Raw genomic sequence first — 22,391 nt, 5'->3', positions numbered from 1 at the left:
GCCGCTGGCCGGCATCCCCATCCGATCAGGTCATGAACCCCGCCCATGGATAGTGCCGGCCGCTGGCCGGCATTCCCCATCCGATAGTGCCGGCCGCTGGCCGGCATTCCCCATCCGATCGGGTCATGAACCCCGCCCATGGGTAGTGCCGGCCGCTGGCCGGCATCCCCATCCGATCGGGTCATGAACCCCGCCCATGTAGTGCCGGCCGCTGGCCGGCATTCCCCTTCAATCGGCCAGGTCAGGCGTCGGCTTCTTCCGGTTCGTTGGCCTGCTGGCGGCTGCGCTCGGGCAGCTTCAGGCGCTTGCCTTCCTCGTCATACTCGATCAGCAGCACGCCGGAGTCGTGGCGGCCGCTGATTTCGACGAAGCAGGCGCCGCCGATGAACGGTTCCAGTGTCATCACCGACTTCAGCGGGGTGGCAACCACCATCTGGAAGCCGAAGTTGTCGAAGATGTTCATCGCCAGCGCGGTGAACTCGTTGTCGGCCTTGTCGAAGGCTTCGTCGAGCACCACTGCGGCGTAGCTGGGCAGCTGGCTGTCGGCACCGCCGAGCTGGTAGCGCAGTGCCGCGGCCAGGCAGGTGGTAGCCAGTTTCTGGCGCTGGCCACCGGACTTGCCGGCGCCGCTGCGGTAGATCTCGACCTGCTGGCGCGTTTCCGCATCCAGCTCGACGCCGATGAACTCCACGTGCATGCGCACGTCCAGCACCAGCTCCCGCCAACGCTTGTCCTCGCCTTCCTGCGAGCCCAGGCGGTTGACCAGCTGGCGCAGCACGGTGAACTGCGATTCGGCCAGCTCGCGCTGCTCGGTCTGCTGCTGCGACAGCACTTCGCGCAGCTGCAGCTGGAACTCGCCCACTTCCGGCAGACGACGGTCGCTCAGTTCGATGGTCAGCAACGTACCGCGGTTGAACGGCACCTGTTCCAGGCTGGCGTTCACTTCGTCCAGGCGCTGGCCGATCGACTTGCGGGCCTCGGCGCTGTGGCGCTGCAGGGCCAGCAGGTTGTTCTTGCTCTGGTTCTGCAGCAGATCGAAGAAGCGCTCTTCGTGCTGCGGCAGGCCATCGCGCTCCAGTCGTTCGAGGCGTGCGAGGAAGTCCTCGGCCGAGGCCACCGACACGGTGAAGTCGCCCGATTCCTCCGGCCACTGCTGGATGAAGCGACGGAAGCAGCCGATCAGCTGGTTCTCGATGCGGTTGAGGTCCTGTTGCGAGGACGACAGCTGCTCGTTCAGCGCGTTGCTGACCTGGCGCATGTGCGCTTCCAGCGTTTCCAGGCTGAGCGGACCCTGCTCCTGCAGGCGCTCGGCAAGGCCGGCTTCCTGCTCCTGGGCCAGGCTCGGCAGCACCAGCGCACGGCTCTGCTGGCGCGCGCGGTCCAGGCGATCACGTTCCTTGACCAGCTGCCCGCGCTCGACGCGGACGTCCTCATAGGTGCGGCGGGCCTGCTCGATGTCGGCGCGCACGGCGTCGATCTGCTTGGCCAGCTTGGCGAGGTCGGCATTGCCTTCGCGCAGGTCGCGCAGCGTGGCCTCGATGTCGCTCAGGCGCTGCTGCGGAGCGGCGATGTCGATCTCGTTCCAGCTGATGCTGACCAGCTCGTGGCAGGCCAGGCGGCGTTCGTTGTCGCGGTCACGCTGCCCACGCAGGCGCGCGATGTCGGTCTCGCAGCTGGCGATGCGCTTGGCCAGTTCCTGAGCTTCGCGCTCGAAGGCGCCCACCTTGTCGTGGTTGTTGAAGCCGAGGATCCAGCGACGGCGGTCGCCCACCGCACTGCGGTCATCCTTCTCGAAACGGTCGCCCGGATGCTTGACCTGGCCTTCGCGGGTGATGCCGCGGTCGACGTTGCGCAGCTGCTTGGCATCCACGCACTCGTAGTCGAATCGCTTGCCGAGCTCGCGGCGCAGCCAGCTTTCGAACACGTGTTCGCGCAGTTCCAGCTTGTGCAGCAGCGACTTCGCCGACGGCTCACGGGCGAACGCATCATCGTTGCGGCGCACGCGGTAGTAGGTGAAGCGCATGCCCAGGTGGGTACGGTTCACCCACTCGGCGACGTCGTTGTAATGCTTGTCGTCGACCAGCAGCGACAGCGCGAAGCCACCCAGCACGCGCTCGATGGCACCCTGCCAGCCCTGCTCTTCCGAGCGGACCTGGATCAGTTCACCGACGAACGGCAGCGCCGCTTCAGCGATGCCGGTTTCCTCGGCCAGGCGCGCGCGCAGCTTCTGCATCGGCGCCGGGATGTTGGAGGGCGTGCGCTGCATCGCTTCGAGTTCCGCACGGACTTCGCCGAAGCGGCGCTCGTCATCGCGCTTGCCACCCAGGCGATCGCTGATCGCATCGTCCAGCGCCGAAGAGGCGCGCTGGCGGTCCTGCAGCTCGTTCTGTGCGCGCTCGACCAGTTCGGCGAAGCCGTGTGCGTCGTCCGGCAGTTCGGCCCCCAGCTGCTGCGCGGCCAGGCTTGCCTGCTCGCGCTTGGCCTGGCGGCGGTCGCGCTCGGCTTCGGCGCGGCCCTGCTCGCGTTCCAGTTCTTCGATGCGCTCACCGCCCTGCTGGCGGCGCTGCAGTTCCAGTTCGGCCAGGCGCTCGGTGTGATTGTCCAGTGCGGCACGGCGCTGGGCTTCTTCGCCAAGCAGGCCACGGTCACGCACGTCCATCTCGCGCAGGCGCGCTTCGATCAGCGCCTGGCGGCGGCTTTCACGGAAGCTGTCGACGCCGAGCTTGAGGGCTTCGTCGTCGCCGCGCCGGCGGTGCATTTCCTTCAGGTCGTTGTAGTAGGCGCGTGCCGGCAGCAGGGTCTCCACCTGGCGACGGGCGGTGACCACCGCCTGGTGCGCGCCATCGAGCTCGGCGAAGTCGCTGACCAGACGCTCGGCGGCGTCGAAGGTCTTCGGCGTGTCGAGCATGAAGTCGCGCAGGAAGACGTTGAGGTCACCCAGGTTCTTCGCCGACTGCGTCTTGTGCAGCAGGCGCAGCGCCATCTCGTTGTCGATGCCGAGCAGGTCGCGGAAGCGCTCGGCGTAGCCGGAGAAGGTGTCGAAGTGGTGCAGGTCGGACAGCTTCTGCTTGAGCTTGCGCAGGTCCAGGTCGAACCCACCAAGATCCTTGGCGATGTCGAACGGGCGCTCGGCAATCATGTAGTGCTTGCGCACGTCACCGGCCGAGGTGCCGTTGCCGGAGATCCACAGCAGGCGCACCAGGCTGACCACGCGGCCATCGCCGGCGCGGTATTCCAGCACCAGTGCGGTCCAGGTGGCGCCCTTGCGCAGGTACTGGGTGGCGATTTCGCCGGTGCCGCTGTCCTGCTGGTCAGCCCATGCGCCACGCACGTAGGACACCAGGTTGCGGTCGCGGCCACTGCGCTCGGCTTCACGCGCGGCGGCGTTGAAGTCGACGATGGCCGGCGGCGTCAGCAGCGCGGACATGGCATCGAGCAGTGTCGACTTGCCCGAGCCGGAACGTCCGACGAACAGGAAACCGCGCTCGGCGATCGGCACTTCGGTCAGGCCGTTGAAGGTGCCCCAGTTGTGCACCTGCAGGCGGCGCATGCGGAACTGCTGCAGGCGCGGGTCCGGCAGGCCTTCGTTGAACAGGGCGGGAGTGTGCTTGGAGATAGCCATGCGATGGTCGGGTCTCTCAGGCCTCGGCGGCCGGGGTTTCGCGCAGCTGGCGGTAGACCGCCGAGAGCTGGGACACGTCTTCGGCGGAGAACAGCAGCTTCAGCGCCGGCGAGACTTCGTGGCGGTCTTCCTGGCCGCTGAGGCGGGTCAGGATGTGGTTGTCCTTCATCTTCTGCACCGCCGAGGCGACGCGGCGGTTGAAGCCGGCGCGGTCGGTGGACAGGTTCTTTTCGTAGATGGCCAGTGCTTCGGCTATTTCGGCATCGGCGACCACCGCGCGGTTGCCGCGCGCATCGGCTTCGGCCAGCTGCTGGCGCAGGTACAGCAGCAGCACCGAGTCGATGAAGGTGAGCGGCGAGGTGCGCAGCAGCACCGGCGCGTCGACGTCTTCGGTATCGGCCTGGCGGGTGAACGCCACGCCGCTGTCACGGTCGAGCACCAGCTCCAGGAACAGGTCCGCCAGCGACGAGCGGATGGCCGCCTCGCTGCGGATCAGTGCCGGCCACAGCTTGGCGTGGCGCAGCTGGTCGATGCTGGGGCCGATCAGCAGCTGGCACAGCGCGCGGCGCGCATCCAGCGGCAGGCGCCCGGTGTCGCCGAGGTAATAGACGTCGTTGCCACGGCGGGGCTGCGCCACGGCCGCCACCGGTTCGGCCTCGTAGGCGTCTTCCGCCACGTCGGCCTGCGCTGCGTCGATGGGATCTTCATGCCAGCTCATGGCGTCTCTCCTGGGTGAACCAAACCAGCGGGATGCGGGCGCGACGGACCTGGCCGTCGCCACCACGCCATTGCGCAAGCTCCTGCTCGCCGGCGACCACGTTGCCGAAGCGCGTGCCCAGCGACAGATAGCCGATGACGCTGCCAAGACCCTGCGGCGCCTCGCGCTGCGACAGGGCCTGGGCGATGCTGAGCCGCGGCTGTGCATCGAGCAGGTCGTGCAGGTCGCGGCGCAGGGTGCGGAAGTCGATTTCGGACGAAGCGACCAGGTCGCCGACGCTCTCCAGGCTGATCGCGGCCGCGTCGTTGTACTCGACATTGCCGTCGACCTGGGCGCTGCGCGGATCATGCAGCTTCCACTGCGACCAAGAGCGCAGTCGGCTGGTGGTCAGCTGCAGGTCGCGGCCGATGCCGCGTTGTGCGGGGAATTCGTCGCGCAGGGCCAGGGCTTCGGACTGCGCCTGCTTCAACAACTGGTTGAGGCGGCGCTGTTCCAGGTAGCCACGGCTCTGCACGAAGCCGCGCAGGCTGCGCGCGAAGTTCTGCAGGACGTCGTGTACCTGGCCACCGCGCTCGAGCATGGTGCTGGTGAAGCTGCGCAGGAAGTTGCGTTCGTTGCGGTCCAGGCGGCGGGCGAAGCCGCGCGCCAGCACCGCTTCCAGCGCGGCATCGAGCTGGGCACTCTGTTCGGCGTCGTTGAGCAGGCGCCAGAAGGCCTGGAAACTGCGCCCGGCGTCACTTTCGCCAATGACATCCACACCTTCGAACAGCTGCGACAGCACATCGCCGCGCTCGCCCTCGTCGTCGATGATGCGTTCGCGGAAATCGCGGTTGAGCTGCTCGAAGTCATCGCGCACGCGGCGGAAGTCCTCGGTCAGCTCGTCGGCCAGGCCGATGATCTGGCGGGTGCGTTCCAGCGCGCGCTTGCCGTCCAGCGCAACCACGCGGCCGGTGCCGACCCGGGCGATTTCGGCATCGATGCGGTCGCGCTCGTCGTGCAGCGCGGACAGGCGCGCATCGGGATCGGCTTCGGTCTGCGCAGCCAGCGCCGAGAGCTGTTCAATGACCAGCGCCAGGCGGCTTTCGGTGGCGGCCACGCGGGCCTGCTCGAGGCCGTCGGCGAAGCGGATCGCCTGCAGTGCCGCGGTCGCCAGCTCGTACTGCTCCTGGTCGGCGCCTTCGGGCAGACGGCGTTCCAGCCAGCCCTGGGCCAGCCAGTGCGCGATGTAGGCCTGCGCGGTGCGCGGCAGCTCGCGCGAGAGTTCATCGCCGGCCAGCTGGTCCAGCGCGCGCTGCAGTCGCTCGTTCAGTACCGAGGACGGCAGCGTGCGCTCGCCGTCCATCAGCAGGCCCTGCAGCAGGCCGATGATTTCCGGAGCGTGGTCGGCGGCAAGCAGCTTCCACTGGGGCTGTTCGCGCAGGTGGCGGTAACGGGCAATGCGTTCGCGATGCTTCATGCAGCGAAAGAAGTCTGTAGGGCTGACAGGGACAAACCGCCATGCACAGCTGCCGCGTGGACAGCCGTGGGCATGCCGGCCTGCAGGAGCCGGCGTGGTGCGGGCAAGCGGCTCAGCGCTTGCCGCCCACTTCGATGAAGCGCAGGAACTCGGCGCGGGTACGCGCGTCGTCGCGGAAGCTGCCCAGCATCTTGGAGGTGACCATGCTGACGCCGCGCTTGTGGATGCCGCGGGTGGTCATGCACTCGTGGGCGCCTTCGACGACCACGCCGACGCCGATCGGCTGCAGCACATCCTGGATGCACTGGGCGATCTGCGCGGTCATCTTCTCCTGCACCTGGAAACGGCGGGCGTAGGCTTCGACGACACGGGCCAGCTTGCTGATGCCCACCACCTTGCCGGCCGGCAGGTAGCCGACGTGCACGCGGCCGATGATCGGGGCCATGTGGTGCTCGCAGTGGCTTTCGTACTCGATGTCGCGCAGGACGATCAGCTCGTCGTAGCCGGCCACTTCCTCGAAGGTACGCTCCATGTAGGCGCGCGGGTCGTCGCGGTAACCGCTGAACCAGTCGCCATAGGCTTCGGCGACACGGCGGGGGGTATCCAGCAGGCCTTCACGGGACGGGTCCTCGCCGGCCCAGCGCAGCAGGGTGCGCACGGCATCCTCGGCCTGGTCCTGGGTCACGTCGCCCTGCGGGGCGGCCTTTTCGTTGTTCTTGCTCATTGCGTACAGCGTCCCGAACGGGGGGCGAGCATCGTACCCGACCGGGGGGTGGGTCGTCCTGTTGGTCGGGTTCATCGGGGGTCTGGCGGCGCCTGCCTGTTACGGGTCTGGATGGGGAAGGGCGGCAGGGCAGGACACGCCGTAAACCCATCCATGGGGGCTCGGTCGGCGCATCCATGCGCCTCACGGTCCTGCCCTGCCGCCCTTCCCCATCCCTGACAGTTTCCCGCGGGCGCGGCCGGACCGCCCGAAAGCGGGGGCAAAAGCGGGGTTCATGACTTCGGAAGCAGCGCGCCGCTGCTGTGGTGTCTTGTGCTTTGGTGGGTGCGGACCGTTGGTCCGCACTGCTTCTGCTCTTGCTTCCAAGAGCCAACCCACCGCGCTCGCGGGGGGATGGGAAGGCAGCGGGGGCTGGGCGGGGCAGGACCGTCCGCGGCATGGATGCTGCGGCCGCGCCCCCAAGGGTTCGGGCGCTTGCGAGGCATGCCTCGCAAGCGCCCGAACGCACAGCCGCCAGCGGCTGGGCCGGACCCCGGAGGGGGGTTCACGGCGTGTCCTGCACCGCCCGGCCCCCGCTGCCCCACCCGACACCAAGCAGGCGCAACGCTTTCCTCACTACGCCCCCCATTCAGAAAAACCTATTGATAGGAATGAAATTAGTAGTATCCTATCTATCTCTTATGGACCGACCCCTCGACGAGCGCACCGTGCTGCAGATGCAGCTCAGCTCCGGCCTGCTGTACGCAGGGCGGCAGTGGCAGCGCCTGGCCGACAGCCGGCTCGGCAGCTACGGCATCTCCACCGCCTGCACCATGCCGCTGCTGATGATCGGCCGCTCCGGCGGTGGCATCCGTCAGGTGGCGCTGGCGCAGCAGCTGGGCATGGAAGGACCCTCCCTGGTGCGCCTGCTGGACAAGTTGTGCGCCAGCGACCTGGTCCGCCGCGAGAGCGATGCCAGCGACCGCCGCGCCAACCTGCTGTGGCTGACCGACGCGGGCCATGCGCTGGTCAGCGAGCTGGAAGACCAGTTGATCGGCCTGCGCCAGGACGTGTTCGGCGAGCTTTCCATGGATGAACTGCACGCCGTGCTGAAGGCATGGCGCCTGCTGGCCGAGGCCGCCGACCGCATCACGTAAGACCGCCGCCCCCGAACACCGCCGCTGCCGTGCACACGCCAGCGGCTTTTGCCCGTTGCCGTTGTTTCGCTGTTCCTTCCCTCCCCTTCCCCCCACCTCGCCCCCCGCCCCTACCGATGCCCGGTGAATTCAGTCTCCACGGAGTGTTCGTCCCGACCCTGCTCGGGTTGATGTTGTTGGCCTACCTGGTCAACAGCGGCCTGCACGCGCTGCTGCAGCGTGCCGGCGCCTATCGCCACGTATGGCACCCGGCGCTGTTCAACCTGGCCCTGTACGGGATCGTGCTTGGCCTGCTGTTCCACCTCCTGCGTTGGATGCAATCGTGAACAAGATCGTGAAGAAGACCCTGCCGGTGCTGCTCACCAGCGCAGCCGTGATCGTCGCCCTGCTGGTGCTGCGCCAGCTGTGGGTCTATTACATGGATGAGCCGTGGACCCGCGATGCCCATGTCGGTGCCGACGTGGTGCAGGTGGCGCCGGACGTGTCCGGGCTGGTGGAAACGGTGCAGGTGGCCGACAACCAGGCGGTGAAGAAGGGTGACCTGCTGTTCGTGGTCGATCGCGCCCGCTACCGCATCGCGCTGGAGCAGGCTCGCGCCAACCTGGCCGAGCGCCAGGCATCGGTGGCGCAGCTGCGCCGCGAGATCGGCCGTGACCGCAGCCTGCAGGACCTGGTCGCCGCCGAGGACGCCGAAGTGCGCCGCGCCAAGCTGCAGGCCGCACAGGCGGCGCTGGCCACCGCACAGGCGGCGGTCGACCTGGCCGAGCTCAACCTGGACCGCACCGAGGTGCGCGCGCCGGCCGATGGCCGGGTCAACGACCGCACCCTGCGCGTGGGCGACTACGTGGTGGCCGGCAAGCCGGTGCTGGCGCTGCTGGATACCGGCTCGTTCCGCATCGATGGCTACTTCGAGGAAACCCGCCTGCGCGGCGTGGCCCCGGGGCAGAGCGTGGACATCCGCCTGATGGGCGAATCGGCACCGCTGCGCGGCCATGTCGAGAGCATCGCCGCCGGCATCGAGGACCGCTACCGCAGCAACGGCAGCACCCTGCTGCCGAACGTGACCCCGGCCTTCGACTGGGTGCGGCTGGCACAGCGCATTCCGGTGCGCATCGCCATCGACGAAGTACCCAAGGGCGTGGAACTGATCGCCGGCCGTACCGCCACGGTGACCGTGGACACCGGCCGCCATCCGCACAACGACAAGGCCGGCACCGCGCCGACACAGGCGGGCCTGTGAACGCCGCCCTGCCCCGTCTCGGTCTGATCGTCGCGCTGGTCAGCCTGGCCGCGTGCAAAACCGTCGGCCCGGACTATGCACTGCCGGAAGGCTCGGCGTTCAAGCGCCCGGAGGCCAATGCGGCCTTCATCGATACGCAGAACCCGCAGATTGCCGCCAACCAGGCGCTGCCCGACCGCTGGTGGTCGCTGTACAACGACCCGGTGCTGGACGGCCTGATCACCCAGGCACTGCGTGACAACGTGGAACTGAAGGCCGCCGATGCACACCTGCGTCGTGCCGCGGCGGTGTACGAACAGGCGCTGGACGCCGGTGGCTTCGAGTACGAGGCCGAGGCCGGCGTCAGCCGCGCGCAGCTGTCGGCCGAATCGTTCCTGCAGGAGCACGAGCTGCCGGTGATCAACCTGGCCGATGGCAAGTTCGCGGTCAGCTACCAGTTCGACCTGTTCGGCAAGCTCAAGCGCGGCGCCGAGGCAGCGCGTGCCGACGAGCAGTCGGTTGCTGCGGCGCGCGACCTGGCCCAGGTCAGCGTGGTCGCGCAGGTCGCCGACAGCTACCTGGAAATCTGCCACGCCAACCACGAACTGCACGTGGCCGAGCATTCGCTGCAGCTGCAGCAGCGCAGCCGCACGGTCACCGAGCGCCTGATCGCGGCCGGCCGCGGCACGCCGCCGGAACTGGCCCGCGCCAATGCGCAGGTAGCGTTGCTGGAGGCGGCACTGCCGCCGCTACGCGCGCAGCGTTCGGCGGCCGCCTATTCGCTGGCCGCGCTGCTTGGGAAAACCCCGGGCCAGCTGCCAGCCGGCGTGATCGACTGTGCGCACGCCCCCGGCCTGGCACAGCCGCTGCCGGTCGGTGATGGCCGGGCGCTGCTGCAGCGCCGCCCGGACGTGCGCCAGGCCGAGCGCAAGCTGGCCTCGGCCACGGCGCGGATTGGGGTCGCCACCGCCGAGCTGTACCCGGACATCCGCCTGGGTGCCTCGGTGGGTGCCGCCGGCCTGCTGGAAGACTTCGGCACGCCGATGACCCAGCAGTGGTCGATCGGCCCGCTGATCTCGTGGACGCTGCCGTCGTCCGGCACGCACGCACGCATCCACGCCGCCGAGGCGGGTGCCGATGCCGCGCTGGCCGAGTTCGACCACACCGTGCTGCAGGCGCTGCGCGAGACCCAGACCGCGCTGGACCGCTATGCGCAGGACCTGCGCCGGCTGCAGTCGCTGCGCATCGCGCAGGAGCAGGCCGCACTGGCCGCCGAGCAGAACCGCCGGCTGTACCAGGGTGGCCGTACGCCGTACCTGTCCAGCCTGGATGCCGACCGCAGCCTGGCCACCAGCGACGCCACCCTGGCCGCCGCCGAAGCGCAGGTCTCGCGCGACCAGATCCATCTGTTCCTGATGCTGGGTGGCGGCTGGCAGGCATCGGTTGCCCCGCCCGCGCCGTCCACCGCACAGGCCTCGGCGAAGTAAGCCATGAACGCGCTGACCGATCGCCAGGCCTGGCTGTTCTCGATCAAGACCTACCTGGCCGCGGTGGCCGCGCTGTACATCGCCATGGCCGGCAACCTGTCGCGCCCGTACTGGGCGATGGGCACGGTGTACATCGTCAGCCAGCCGCTGCTGGGCCCAACCCGCGCCAAGGGCGTGTACCGCATCGTTGGCACCCTGGTGGCCGGCCTGGCCACCCTGCTGGTGCTGCCGGCGCTGGTGGAAACGCCGCTGGTGCTGAGCGCGGCGATGTCGATCTGGCTGGCCGGGTGCCTGTTCATGGCCCTGCTCAACCGCGGCCCGCGCGGTTACGCGTTCCTGCTGGCCGGCTACACCACCGCCTTCATCGGCTTCCCGGCCGTGACCTCGCCGGAGACAATCTTCGACACCGTGGTGGCGCGCAGCGAGGAGATCATCCTCGGCACCGTGGTGGCAGTGCTGTTTGCTTCGCTGCTGTTCCCGGCCTCGGTACGCCCGATGCTGCGCGCCCGCATCGGCAACTGGATGGAGGACGCGGCGCAGTGGTGCCGGCAGATCCTCGAACGCGGCCGCGCGCACGCGCCGCGCAACCGGCTCGCCGCCGACCTGGTGCAGTTCGAGGCGCTGATCGAGTTCCTGCGCCGCGACGACCCGCGCCATGCCGGTTCGGCCGTGTCGATGGAGCGGCTGCGCGAGCGCATGCTGCTGCTGTTGCCGGTGCTGTCCTCGATTGCCGACCGCCTGAGTGCGCTGCGCAGCGACGGCCAGGACCTGCCCGAGGGGCTGCCGGCACTGGTCGATGACATCCACGACTGGCTGGATGGCCCGACCAACGCCAGCGAATACGCGCGCCTGCGCGCGCGCATCAGTGCATTGAAGCCGCAGGTGGACCGCGACCTGCAGCACCTGCAGCTGGCCAGCCTGCTGCTGCGCCTGGAGGAACTGGTGGACCTGTGGCAGGACTGCCGCACCCTGCAGCACGCGATCGACCAGGGCACCGCGCCGCTGGACCGTGCGCACTACCGCATCCGCACCGAACGCGTGGCCGCCGACAAGCACGTCGACTACGGCATGGCGCTGTTCTCCGCGCTCAGTGCCGGCGCGGCGCTGATGAGCTACTGCGTGCTGTGGATCGCGCTGGGGTGGGAAGGCGGCGGCAACGGCGCGATGATGGCCGCGGTGACCGCCGCATTTTTCGCCGCGCAGGACGATCCGGCACCGAGCATGGTGTCGTTCCTGGTGTGGGCGATGGTCGCCTCGGTGGTGGCCGGCGTGTACCTGTTCGGCGTGTTCCCGGCAGTGCACGACTTCGGCCTGCTGGCGCTGGTGCTGGCGGTGGCGTTCCTGCCGCTGGGGCTGATGCTGCACCACCCCAAGAGCGCGCTGTTCGCGCTGCCGCTGACGGTGAACCTGGCCGCGCTGCTGAGCCTGCAGAACACCTACAGCGCCAACATCCAGACCTTCCTCAACTCGTCCATCGCGATGTTCATCGGCATTGGCTTTGCGGTGGTGATGACCCGCCTGTTCCGTTCGGTGGGCGCCGAGTGGACCGCGCGCCGGCTGGTGCGGCAGGGCTGGACCACGCTGGCCGAAGCCGCCGAAGGTCGTGGCCAGCAGGACCGCCAGCGCTTCGCCGCGCGCATGCTTGACCTGCTGGGCCTGCTCGCGCCGCGCCTGGCGGCGACGCCGGAAGGCAGCGACATCGCCTCGGTGGACATGCTCAATGAAGCACGCATCGGCCTGAACATCCTGCAGCTGCGCCGCGCCCGGCTGGAACTGCCCGAGCGCAGCCGCGAGGCGGTCGAGCACATTCTGGAAGAGGTCGCTGTGCACTACCGACGGCAGATCGCCGCGCGCAAGCCGATTGTGGCGGCCGACGCGTTGCGCGAGCGGCTGGATACCTCGCTGGGACGGGTCGGCAGCGTAGCCGCCTGCAAGGCACGCGACGAGGCGCTGATGGGCCTGATCGGCCTGCGCTTCGCGCTGTTCCCGGAGGCGAAGGCGCTGGCGCCGGGCCTGGCGATGAGTGCAGCCGAACAGCCGTAGCGCGATACCCTGCGCAGCCACAGACCCCGCGCCGGGGTCGGATCCTTCGCCCCGGGCGAAGGCTCTGACCCCTGCTCTGCACAGGAAGCTCCAATGAGTTACGACATGATGGTGTTCGACGCCAGCATCGCCCCGCGCGAGGCGGCGGCCTTCATCGCCTGGTTCGAGAAGCAGACGCAGTGGAACGAACGCCACGAGTACGACGACCCGGCAGTCAGCAGCCCGTCGCTGCAGGCGTGGTTCGCGGAGATGGCGCAGGACTTCCCGCCGATGAACGGCCCATTGAGCAACGACGATGACGACCGTGCTGAGGTGACCGAGTACAGCATCGGCCGCGAGGTGATCTACGGCGCGTTTGCCTATTCGGTGGCCGAGCGCGCGCACGGTCGCGTGCAGGACCTGGCCGAGAAGCACGGCGTGGGCTTCTTCGACGTGAGTGCCGATGAAGCGGCAATCGTGTTCCCGGATGGGTTGGTACTGATCGCTGAATGACGGGGGCGGCAGGGCTGCGCCCTGCACCTGCCGAATCAACGGCAACGGCAACGTCAAATGCGTGCTATCCGTGGGTAGGCGGGGTGGGTCCGGTTGAGGGGGACGCTGCAAGTCCCCCTCCGGGGCCCGGCCCAGCCGCTGGCGGCTGTGCGTTCGGGCGCTTGCGAAGCAGTGCTTCGCAAGCAAAGCGCCCTCACCCATGTAAGCTTGGTCGCCGCTTGCTCGTGTGCGCTGTCCTGCGCACACGGCAAGACCGGGGTTGGGCGTCCTGCCCAACCCGCCCGAGGCATGCCTCGGGCCCATGCGGCTCACGCCCCCGCACCCGGACCCACCCCGCCTTCGACAGTTTCCTGCGATCTGCCGGCACGGCGTTCTGCTCTGGTGGGTGTCGACCTTGGTCGACACGGTAGATCCCGGCATGCGTGGATGAACGTCGGAATGATCGAAGTACGCTGTTGTAAAGTCGAGCCATGCTCGACTGCTTCTGCCTGGCGATCAGGTGAAGGGGTCAGATCCCGTTCCCGATGGGAACGGGATCCGACCCCGATTCAGAACAACTGGCCCTGCACCGTGGGCTGTTCGATGCGCGCCGGTGCTTCGGCCACCGCTTCCGCACCCAGCCGCCAGGCCAGGCCACCCAATCGGCTGGCGTGGCGTTTCAACGCGGCCTGCAGCACCTCTGCGCTGCCCGCCACATGCAGCACCTGGCGGGCGCGGGTCAGGCCGGTGTAGACCAGCTCGCGCGACAGCACGCGGCTGTCCTGGCGCGGCAGCTGCAACCACACTTCATCGAACTCCGAGCCCTGCGCCTTGTGCACGGTCATCGCAAAGGCGCTTTCGTGCGCGGGCAGTGCGGCCGGGTGGAAGGCGCGCGGCTGGTCGACGCTGTCGCCAGGGAACCAGGCCACCATCGCGCCGCTGCCATCGCGCAGGCAGATGCCGATATCGCCGTTGAACAGGCGGTGCCGGTAGCTGTTCTCGGTGACCAGCAGCAGGCGGCCCTGGAAGTAGCCCGGGGTGTTGCCAGCCAGCAGCTGTTCGATGCGGCTGTTGAGCCCGCGCGCACCCTGCGGGCCTTCGCGCAGCGCGGTCAGCACGCGCAGTCGCCCGGCCTGCTGCAGGGCAAGCACCGGATCGGCGGCGTCGGCCAACGCACGCCAATGGCCCAGCAGGTGCTCGCGCTGGCCGCGCAGTGGATCGGCTTCGCCTTCGTGGAAATGCACGCCGGCCAGTTCACCACTGCGCAGCAGCTGCAGCGCGGTACCGCTGTCGCCCTCGCGCACGGCATGCGCCAGCGGTGCCAGGTCCAGCGCATCGCTCTGCCGGTAACCACGTTGCAGCTGCACGCGGCGGCCGGCGAAGGCGCGCGGCGTGGCCTGCGGCTGCAACGTGGCCGGTGCCAACAGACCCTGCAGTGCCTGCGCATCATCGGCGCGGGTGCCGATGCCATCACCGCTGGCGCGCAGGATCGCGCTGAGCACATCACCGGCTTCGACCGAGGGCAACTGATCGGGGTCGCCAAGCAGGATCAGGCGGGTGCCGCTGGCGATCGCGTCGACCAGCTTGGCCATCATCGGCAGATCGATCATCGAGGCTTCGTCGACCACCACCACGTCCACCGGCAGCGGGTTGTCGGCGTGGTGGCGGAAGCGCGGCGAATCCGGGATCACGCCGAGCAGGCGATGCAGGGTGGTGCCGGTACTGGGCAATGCCGCGCACAGCGCCGGGTCCACGCCGTTCTCCTGCAGGCGCTGCACGGCCAGACGCAGGCTCTCGGCCATGCGCTCGGCGGCGCGTCCGGTAGGCGCGGCCAGCGCCACTTCGGGCAGCGGCTGGCCGGCGTGCCGGGCCTGCGCCGCCAGCAGCAGCAACAGGCGCGCGATGGTGGTGGTCTTGCCGGTGCCGGGGCCGCCAGTCACCAGCGCCAGCGGATGGCGCAGGGTCACGCCGGCGGCACGGGCCTGGTGATCCTCGCTGCCCGATGCCTGCGGGAACAGCTGCGCGAACAACGGTGCCAGCGCTGCCATGTCCGGTGCCGGCAGCGGATGCCGGCCGATGCGCTGCAGCCCGGCGGCCAACTGCCGTTCGTACTCGCGGTAGCGGCGCAGGTAGAGCAGGCCGTTTTCCAGCACCAGCGGCGCATCCTCGGCGATGGCCTCTGCCTGGTCCGGCGTCGCTACCCACGGCGATGCACGCAGCTGCGCCAGCCAGTCCTGCGCGGCAGGCCACTCGGGCACGCCTTCCAGCAACCGCTGCGGTTGCGCGGGGTCGAATGCGGCGTGGCCCTGCGCCACCGCCAGCGAGGCCAGCGCCGCCGCCAGCGCCACGCTCTCCGGCGTGTCGCCGCGCAGCCGCATCAGGCTGGTCGCCAACGCGTGGTCGAGGGTGCGCAGCAGGCCCTTCTGGTGCAGTTCCTTCAGCAGGCTCATGCGCTGGCCCCACGGGCACGTGCGGCCAGTTCGGCCTGGGCCTGTTCGCCACCGGCGAACAACGCATCCAGTGCATCCACCAGCGCCAGCGGGAAGCGGTCCACGTGCACGCCGTTGCCGGTGCCATCCAGGCCGCGGCAGAACAGGTAGCGGATGCCGCCCATGTCACGCTCGTAGTCGTAGGCCGCGCCCAGGCGGAAGCGCAGCCAGCGATGCAGGGCCACGGTATAGATCAGCGCCTGCAGGTCGTACTCGCTGTGGCGCATGGCGATGGCCAGCAGGTCCTGGCTGTAGCCGGGCAGACGATTGGATTTGTAGTCGAGCACGTACCAGCGCCCGTCGCGCACGTAGGTCAGGTCGATCATGCCGGTCATCAGCCCTTCCAGGCGGCGGCGCTGGCCGAAGCCTCGACGACCACTGGAAACACCGTGGGCATGCAGCACCTGCAGCAGCGCCGGCACCGTGGTCGGCTCGATGGCGAAATGGAAGTCGATTTCCGCGCGCCGCTCGCCTTCGCCCAGGCTGTAAAGGGCGCCGCCTTCGGGCAGCGGCACGGTGAGCGTGTGGCCGACCAGCGGCACCAGCACGGCCACGCCATCGTCCAGGTCGACGTCGGCATAGCCTTCGTCATGCAGCGCCTTGCGTAGCACCTCGGCCTGTCCCTCGGGCGCTTCCCGGCCCGGCTGCCAGTCACCCCAGGCAGCGAAGTCGACGTTCTCCATCGCCTCGTGCAGCACGTTGCCGAAGCGGCTGCCCATGAAGCGCGGGTCGATCGGCGCGCTGTCTTCGACGACGGCGGTGGGTTCGGGCAGCGCCGGTTCCAGCGGCAGTTCCGGGCCGGCCGGTTCATCGGCGGCCGGTGCCGGCAGCTCGGTCGCGGCGGCTTCAATATCACTGCCAGCGCCCGCATCGGCATGCGCCAGCTGGGTGAAGCTGTAGACCCACCAGTCATGCGGCACGCGCCGGGTCAGTGCACGTACCGCCGGCAGGTCACCTTCCACTTCGGCCGCCAGCTGCGGCAGCGCGGCCGGCGCCTCGCTGTCATCGATGTGCACATCGGCGAGCCCGCGCAGCGCCTGCAGGTCACCCAGCAGCGGCGCCAGCCGCGTCTTGCCGAGCCCGGCCAGATCACCCACGGCGATCCACAGCGCATGCTCGGCGCGGGTCAGTCCCACATACAGCAGGCGCGCATCCTCGGCACGCTGCTCGCGCTCACGCTGCGCGTTGGCCGCTTCCCAGGCCTCGTCCTTGTCCAGCTTCCAGTGCAGCTGGCGCTGGCCGCCAACGTGCACGGTGCAGTGCGAGGCGGTGTTCGGCGCGCCGCCGTCGATGCCGACGAAGGGCAGGAACACCAGCGGATACTCCAGGCCCTTGCTCTTGTGCAGGGTGATGATCTGCACGCGGCGCGCATCCGACTCCAGGCGCAGGAGCTGCTGCTCGTCATCCTGGTCGGCACTGGCCATCTGCCCCTGCAGCCAGTCCAGCAGGCCATGCATGCCCAGCGCCTGCGCCGAGGCCTCCTGCAGCAGTTCACCCAGCTGCAGGTAATTGGTCAGGCGGCGCTCGCCATCGATCAGCGCCAGCAGGCGTTCACCCTGTGCGGCACAGACATCGGCAATCACTGCGAACGGTCCGCCGCGCTGCCAGCGCTCGCGCCAATGCAGCAGCTGTGCCTGGAACCCGCGTTGCAGGTCACCTTCGCGTTCCATTGCCGCGATCGCGCTGGCCCGCTGGCCAAGCAGCACGGTGGCCAGCGCTGCACGCAGGCGGCCTTCGTCGGCCGGTTGCAGCAGTGCCAGCAGCAGCGCACGAAGGTCGCGGGCTTCAGCAGTGGCGAACAGGCTCTGCTTGCCGGCCGCCACCGCGGGAATGCCGACCGCGGCCAGCGCGCGCTGTACCAGGGTGGCCTCGCGATGCGAGCGCACCAGCACCGCAATATCACCGGGCTGCACCGGTCGCTCACGCAACACGGCATTGCCCGTGCGCGCATCGACCAGGATCTGGTGAATCGCGGCCACGCAGGCCTGGGTCGCCGCATCGCGCGAGGCATCGGCGCTCATCGCCTTGTCACCGCCACTGCGCAGCACGCGCAGGGTGAGTGCCTTGGCGGCCTGGCCGTCGCGCAGGTAGTCCGCATCGCTGCGCACGCCACCGGGCCGCACCGGCTCGAACCGGATGTCGCGTTCGAGGAAGGCGTCTTCGCCACCGTTGTCGTACAGCGCCTGCAACGCGCGCAACACAGACGGTCGCGAGCGGAAGTTCTGGTCCAGCACCGGCGCCTGCTGCGCCACCTGCTTGGCCTTCAGGTAGGTGTGTATGTCGCCACCGCGGAAACCGTAGATCGCCTGCTTGGGGTCGCCGATCAGGAACAGCGCCGGCGCCAGGTCGAGTTCGCGCACCTCCGGCGAATCGCCGAACACGGTGTGGAAGATGCCCCACTGGCGATCGTCGGTGTCCTGGAACTCATCGACCAGCGCGATGCGGTACTGCGCACGCAGTTGCCTGACCAGCGTCAGCCGCTGCGGGCCTTCCAGGGCGAGCGCTACGCCATCAATCAGATCGTCGTAGGTCTGTACCCGGCGCGTACGCTTCAGCGCCTGCAGGCGCTGCGTGGCTTCGGCGCGAAGCGTGTGCAGGAAATCCAGCGCGGTGCCACGCAGCCAGGCATCGCGTTCGGCCAGCAGCGCAACATAGCGCGCCAACGGCGCCTGCAATGGCGACGACGGCGTGCGATCAGGAAATTTCTTGTTGGTCTTGTCGGCCAGCACCTCCGGCAGCAGTGCCGGCAGGCGATCGCTGGCCAGCAGCTCGCGCGGGTCGGCGCGCTCGGCCCAGGCCAGCAGCTGCCGGCCCAGCGGGTGCAGCCAGCCCAGCTTGTATGACACGCCGTTGAGCCACTTGTTGTCGACGGCATCGCAGAGGTCGATGAAGAACTGCTCGCCATGCTCGCGCACGCTTGCGGACAGGGCTTCCGCCGCGCTCTGCAATGCCGGGCGTGGATCGGCCAGCGCCGCAGGCCGTGGCAGCGGATGCAGCGGCGGTGTGCCCAGCAGCGCGCGCAGATCGGCGGCCAGCGCGTCGGGGCTGGACCACAGCCAGGTCAGCGGCTCCAGCGTGGCCGGGTCGTTGGCATGCACGCGCCACAGATCGGCCGCGAGCTCCTCCAGCAGTTCACGGTCGCTGGCCAGCAGTTCCGGCGGATCAAAGGTGTGGCCGCTTTCCAGCGCATGCTCGCGCAGCACGCGGGTACAGAAACCATGAATGGTGAAGATGGACGCCAGGTCGATCTCGTCTGCGGCCACCTGCAGGCGGCGTTTCAGTGCGGCGGCGCTCTCGGTGCCGCCCTGCAGATGGCGCTGCAGCACGTCGCGCGTCAATCGTACCTCCGGTGCTTCACCGTCGGCCGCTTCCATGTCGACCAGGCGCGCGGCCAGCGCCAGGCGCTCGCGGATGCGCTTGCGCAGTTCCTGCGTGGCGGCATCGGTGAAGGTCACCGCCAGGATCTGGCCGATGCGCAGGCCCTGCTCCACCACCAGGCGGGTGAACAACGTGGCCAGGGTGAAGGTCTTGCCGGTGCCGGCGCTGGCTTCGATCAGCCGGATGCCCTCCAGCGACAGCGCCAGATAGGGATCGCGGCTGAGGGATTCGAGGCCGTCTTCGGCGATGGCGGTGTTCATGCGTCGCCCTCCTGGCGTGCTTCGGCGCCGAGAGCGCGGCCTTCGCGCACCGCGCTGAAGACCAGCTGGCTGTTGCGCAGCAGGTCAGCGTAGCTGGCATCGGTAGCGAACGGGTCGGCACCGCGCAGCAGCAGCTGCCAGGCGTCGCTGCTGGATTCACCCCAGCTGCGGTCGCTGCCGTGCCACTGCTTCCAGCCTTCGCTGCGCTGCTTTTCTGCCGGCGCGTTGTACAGCACCCAGCCGGTGTACGGGGCAAAGCGCAGCGGCTCGCGCAGGCCACGCTGGCGCAGCTGCAGCAGCGCACGCAGCGCCGCACGTGCAGCGGGAACGCTCAGTGCCGGCAGTACATGCGGGCCGGGACCGGCGTCGCCGCCATCATGGAACTGCACAAGCGGCAGCGTATCGCCCGCAGCGTTCGCCAGCAGCCAGTCCAGGCCGTGGCGGATCACTGCATTGCCATTGAGTGTGCCCGCACGCAGGCGCACCAGCCCTTCGGGATGGCGATCGGCCACGCGGCCATGCAGGCGCACGCCATCAATCTCCACTTCGTAGCGACGGCTTTCCAGCGGTTCGCCCTGCATCCAGCCCAGCAACGCACTGGCATACGGGCGGGTCTTCAATTGTTCCACCTCGAACTGACGCTCGCCCAATGGACCCGACGGCAGCAGGCCGCGCGCGCGCAGTCGCGGGTACAACGGCTCGGTATCGCCGCTGAGCGTGGCACGTACCACCGCGGCCTGCACGCTGCGTTTTTCCGGCCCGCGCGAGGACAGCACCAGCGGTTCCAGGTCATCGACTTCCTCGACGTCGTCGGCCAGGCGCAGGCCCAGCGACTGTGCGAGGAACTGCCCGGCCGGGTCGCACAGGAAGCGGCGCAGGGTATCGAGCGCGACTTCGTCTTCCACCGCATCGTCGAGCGGCGGCGGCAATGGAGCATCGAACCATGGCTGCAGGCCGCCGCGCTGGCCGGTGAGACGACCGGCGGCCGGATGCCACTGGCGGCGATAGCTGAAGCGACGTGGATCGCCATCACCGAACGCCGCCGGTGAGAACGGCTGCAGGGCATGTCGCACGGTGAAGTCACGGGCCGCTGCAGGCGGATCGAGGTGATACGCGGCGGCGGCATCGATCAGTTCGCTGACCAGTACCGACGGCTCGCGCACGCTGCCATCGCGCGGATCGGCGCCGAGATAGCTGAGATAGAACACCTCCTGCGCGGCGGCGAACAGCTGCAGGAACAGGAAGCGGTCATCCTCGCGGGTGGAGCGGTCGCCCGGACGGCGGCGCGGCGTATCCAGCTCGGCGGTGAGTTGGTTGAGACCGGCAGCGGGGTCACGGCGCGGGAAATCGCCATCATTGAGGCCGAGCACGCAGATCACCCGGAACGGCAGCAGGCGCATCGGCACCATGCGGCCGAAACTGATGCCACCGGTCAGCAGCGGTGCGCGCGTATCGGCCTCGCCCAGCGCGCCGGCGAAGTGCGCGCGCACCACCTCCGGCGGCACGCCTTCCTCGAAGCCGGCCTTGGCGGCATCGTCGGCGAACTGGTTGAGCAGCTTGCGCAGGCGCTCCAGCGCGCGCTGGCTGTTGGGGGAACTGGGCGCGGTGGGCAGCAGTGCATCCAGCAGCGACAGCAGGCGTTGCCGCCACTGCGCCGGGGTCAGCAGCTCGCCCAGTCGGCGCTGGTAGATGGCCAGCACGCGCAGCAGGCGCAGCAGCCGGTCCAGCGCGTCCAGCGCACCGCCTTCCAGTTCGATCCACGGCGCCACGCCGGCCAGGTCGGCCTCGCTGCCGGTGGCGTGGCCGAGTACCAGGCGATCCAGCGCGAACTGCCAGGTGTAGGCGTCGTCGGCCGGTGCCTGGTGCTGGTTGCGGTGTTTCGCATCCAGGCCCCAGCGTGCACCGGCCTGTTGCAGCCAGCCATGCAGGCGGTCGAAGTCCACCGCCTCCAGCCCGGCCGCCTCGGCCAGCGGCGCGCTGGCCAGCAGGTCCAGCACTTCGTTCAAGCCAAAGCGCGAGACCGGCAGGCCCAGCAGGTGCACGAACACATCGGCCAACGGCTCGCCGGCCAGCGGACTGCTGTCGGCCAGCGCATACGGAATGTGTTCCTCCTCGCCGCCGCGACCGCCGAACACCGCTTCCAGGTACGGCACATAGGGATCGATGTCCGGCGCCAGCACCGCGATCTCGCGCGCCTGCAGCGGCGGGTCGAAGCGCGGGTCCTGCAGCAGGCTGCGCAGCTGGTCGTGCAGCACCTGCAGCTCGCGCAGGCGGGTATGGCAGGCATGCACCTGCAGGCTGGGGTCGTCGCTGCGCAGGCCGTCGCGCAGCTCGCCCGAGGGCAGCGCGCGGCGGTGGAACAGGTCACGCTGCAGGCGATGCAGCAGGCTGTCGGACAGGCCGCCTTCGTCCAGGGTCGGGCGGGTGTCCTCCTCCGGATCGGAATAGGCAGCGATTTCGCCGGCCGGATGCACCACCTCGTAACTGCCCAGCACCGCCATGAAGTCGCGCCCGGCCGCACCCCAGGCTTCCAGCAGGCGGTTCTCGCCGGCCGCTTCGCCGAAGGGGTCCGGTGCGCCGCTGCGCAGGCGCTCGGCCAGCGTCTGCAGGTCACCCCAGTACGACTGCACCGGGGTAGGCATATAGAAATGCAGTTCGCCCACCCGCGCCTGGGTGGCCATCACCCGCAGCACGTCGGGCGAGATGTTGAGCGTTGCGAACGCAGACATGCGCGGTGGCAAGCCCTTCGGCAGCGGTTGGCCGGCACCTTCGAAACGGTCCAGGTATTCCTGGATGCGGCGCGCGCGGTAGTCGTGGCCCTGGGTGATGGTGCGCCACAGGATCGCCTGCGGGTCGGCAGGATCGGCACCGGCTGCCCAGCGCAGCAGCCAGTCACGGCGCCACGCCTGGTACTTCTCGAATACCGAGGCCAGCTCGCCGGCCAGCGCCCAGGGTTTCAATGCGTCACCGCCGGCAAGATAGGACTGCAGCGCACGCATCGGTGGCTGCGCCAGCAATGTCGGGTCGCGCAGGGCCTGGTACAGCTTCCAGTGCAAGCCGGCCGCGTCCAGATCGTCCTGCTCGCCGCTGACGTTGGCCTTCAGCGCGCGGGCCACGAACTCGCCCGGGGTGAGGAATTCGAGGTTGGCGGCGACACCGAATTCGGCGGCCAGTGTCGCTTGCAGCCAGCGGCGCATCGCCACCTGCGGGATCAACACCAGTTCCGGCGCCAACAACGGCTGGCCTGGCACCGGCGCACGCACGTTGCGCGCCAGCAGCGCGGCCAGCACGTCCAGCGAGTTGGAATGGTAGAGGCGGAAATCGCTGCCTGGGTCACTCATCATGCACAGTGTGCAGGACGGCAGGCAGTATTCAATGGTCGGCCCAT

13 protein-coding genes are annotated in these 22,391 nt (G+C 69.1%); 6 read left to right on the top strand and 7 right to left on the bottom strand.

The annotated features are described in order from the left end of the window. Positions 1–241: 241 nt before the first annotated feature. The 4 genes from AC5P6X_RS14240 to folE form a co-directional block, all read right to left on the bottom strand. A complete protein-coding gene (locus AC5P6X_RS14240) occupies positions 242–3,622 on the bottom strand; it encodes an ATP-binding protein (protein ID WP_012481665.1) in 3,381 nt (1,126 codons plus the stop codon). Between the two features lie 16 nt (positions 3,623–3,638). Beyond that, positions 3,639–4,340: a DUF4194 domain-containing protein gene (locus AC5P6X_RS14235; RefSeq protein WP_123959286.1), complete on the bottom strand. Its 702-nt coding sequence runs from the start codon at positions 4,338–4,340 to the stop codon at positions 3,639–3,641. Beyond that, on the bottom strand, positions 4,327–5,796 hold the full coding sequence (locus tag AC5P6X_RS14230; protein ID WP_005411693.1) for a DUF3375 domain-containing protein: 1,470 nt from the start codon (positions 5,794–5,796) through the stop codon (positions 4,327–4,329). Before AC5P6X_RS14230 ends, AC5P6X_RS14235 begins: the two co-directional genes overlap by 14 nt. 112 nt (positions 5,797–5,908) lie before the next feature. After that, positions 5,909–6,520, bottom strand: a complete 612-nt coding sequence (gene folE, locus AC5P6X_RS14225) for a GTP cyclohydrolase I FolE (protein WP_004141296.1) — start codon at positions 6,518–6,520, stop codon at positions 5,909–5,911. A gap of 680 nt (positions 6,521–7,200) precedes the next feature. Here folE and AC5P6X_RS14220 point away from each other — a divergent pair. From AC5P6X_RS14220 to AC5P6X_RS14195, 6 genes are all read left to right on the top strand, one after another. After that, complete coding sequence (locus AC5P6X_RS14220) at positions 7,201–7,656, top strand: MarR family winged helix-turn-helix transcriptional regulator (RefSeq protein WP_012481667.1); 456 nt, start codon at positions 7,201–7,203, stop codon at positions 7,654–7,656. Between the two features lie 116 nt (positions 7,657–7,772). After that, entirely contained in the window at positions 7,773–7,982 is a 210-nt protein-coding gene (locus AC5P6X_RS14215) for a DUF1656 domain-containing protein (protein ID WP_010487502.1), read from the top strand. After that, the gene (locus tag AC5P6X_RS14210) at positions 7,979–8,896 is read left to right on the top strand and encodes an efflux RND transporter periplasmic adaptor subunit (protein ID WP_005414947.1); all 918 of its coding nucleotides are present in this window, start codon (positions 7,979–7,981) and stop codon (positions 8,894–8,896) included. The genes AC5P6X_RS14215 and AC5P6X_RS14210 overlap by 4 nt, the downstream gene beginning before the upstream one ends. Then, a complete protein-coding gene (locus tag AC5P6X_RS14205) occupies positions 8,893–10,362 on the top strand; it encodes an efflux transporter outer membrane subunit (protein WP_329755804.1) in 1,470 nt (489 codons plus the stop codon). Before AC5P6X_RS14210 ends, AC5P6X_RS14205 begins: the two co-directional genes overlap by 4 nt. A 3-nt stretch (positions 10,363–10,365) precedes the next feature. Further along, on the top strand, positions 10,366–12,405 hold the full coding sequence (locus AC5P6X_RS14200) for an FUSC family protein (protein ID WP_099604695.1): 2,040 nt from the start codon (positions 10,366–10,368) through the stop codon (positions 12,403–12,405). Between the two features lie 93 nt (positions 12,406–12,498). Further along, positions 12,499–12,897 carry a hypothetical protein gene (locus AC5P6X_RS14195; protein WP_099604694.1) on the top strand — a complete coding sequence of 133 codons (399 nt, stop codon included), beginning with the start codon at positions 12,499–12,501 and terminating at the stop codon, positions 12,895–12,897. A 548-nt stretch (positions 12,898–13,445) separates the two neighbouring features. On the opposite strand, the gene recD is transcribed toward AC5P6X_RS14195, so the two are convergent. Genes recD through recC form a run of 3 tightly spaced genes read right to left on the bottom strand, consistent with a single transcriptional unit; the run spans position 13,446 to position 22,347 of the window. Then, positions 13,446–15,326 (bottom strand): exodeoxyribonuclease V subunit alpha, encoded by a 1,881-nt coding sequence (gene recD, locus AC5P6X_RS14190; protein WP_329755805.1) that lies wholly within the window; start codon positions 15,324–15,326, stop codon positions 13,446–13,448. Further along, complete coding sequence (gene recB / locus AC5P6X_RS14185) at positions 15,323–19,003, bottom strand: exodeoxyribonuclease V subunit beta (RefSeq protein ID WP_329755806.1); 3,681 nt, start codon at positions 19,001–19,003, stop codon at positions 15,323–15,325. Before recB ends, recD begins: the two co-directional genes overlap by 4 nt. Continuing rightward, the gene (recC, locus tag AC5P6X_RS14180; protein WP_164223166.1) at positions 19,000–22,347 is read right to left on the bottom strand and encodes an exodeoxyribonuclease V subunit gamma; all 3,348 of its coding nucleotides are present in this window, start codon (positions 22,345–22,347) and stop codon (positions 19,000–19,002) included. The genes recB and recC overlap by 4 nt, the downstream gene beginning before the upstream one ends. Positions 22,348–22,391 lie beyond the last annotated feature (44 nt).

Source organism: Stenotrophomonas sp. YJH_SMC_40 (assembly GCF_059368615.1).
The sequence above is the reverse complement of the archived record's forward strand: the minus strand, read 5'-3'. Positions and strand labels throughout refer to the sequence as shown.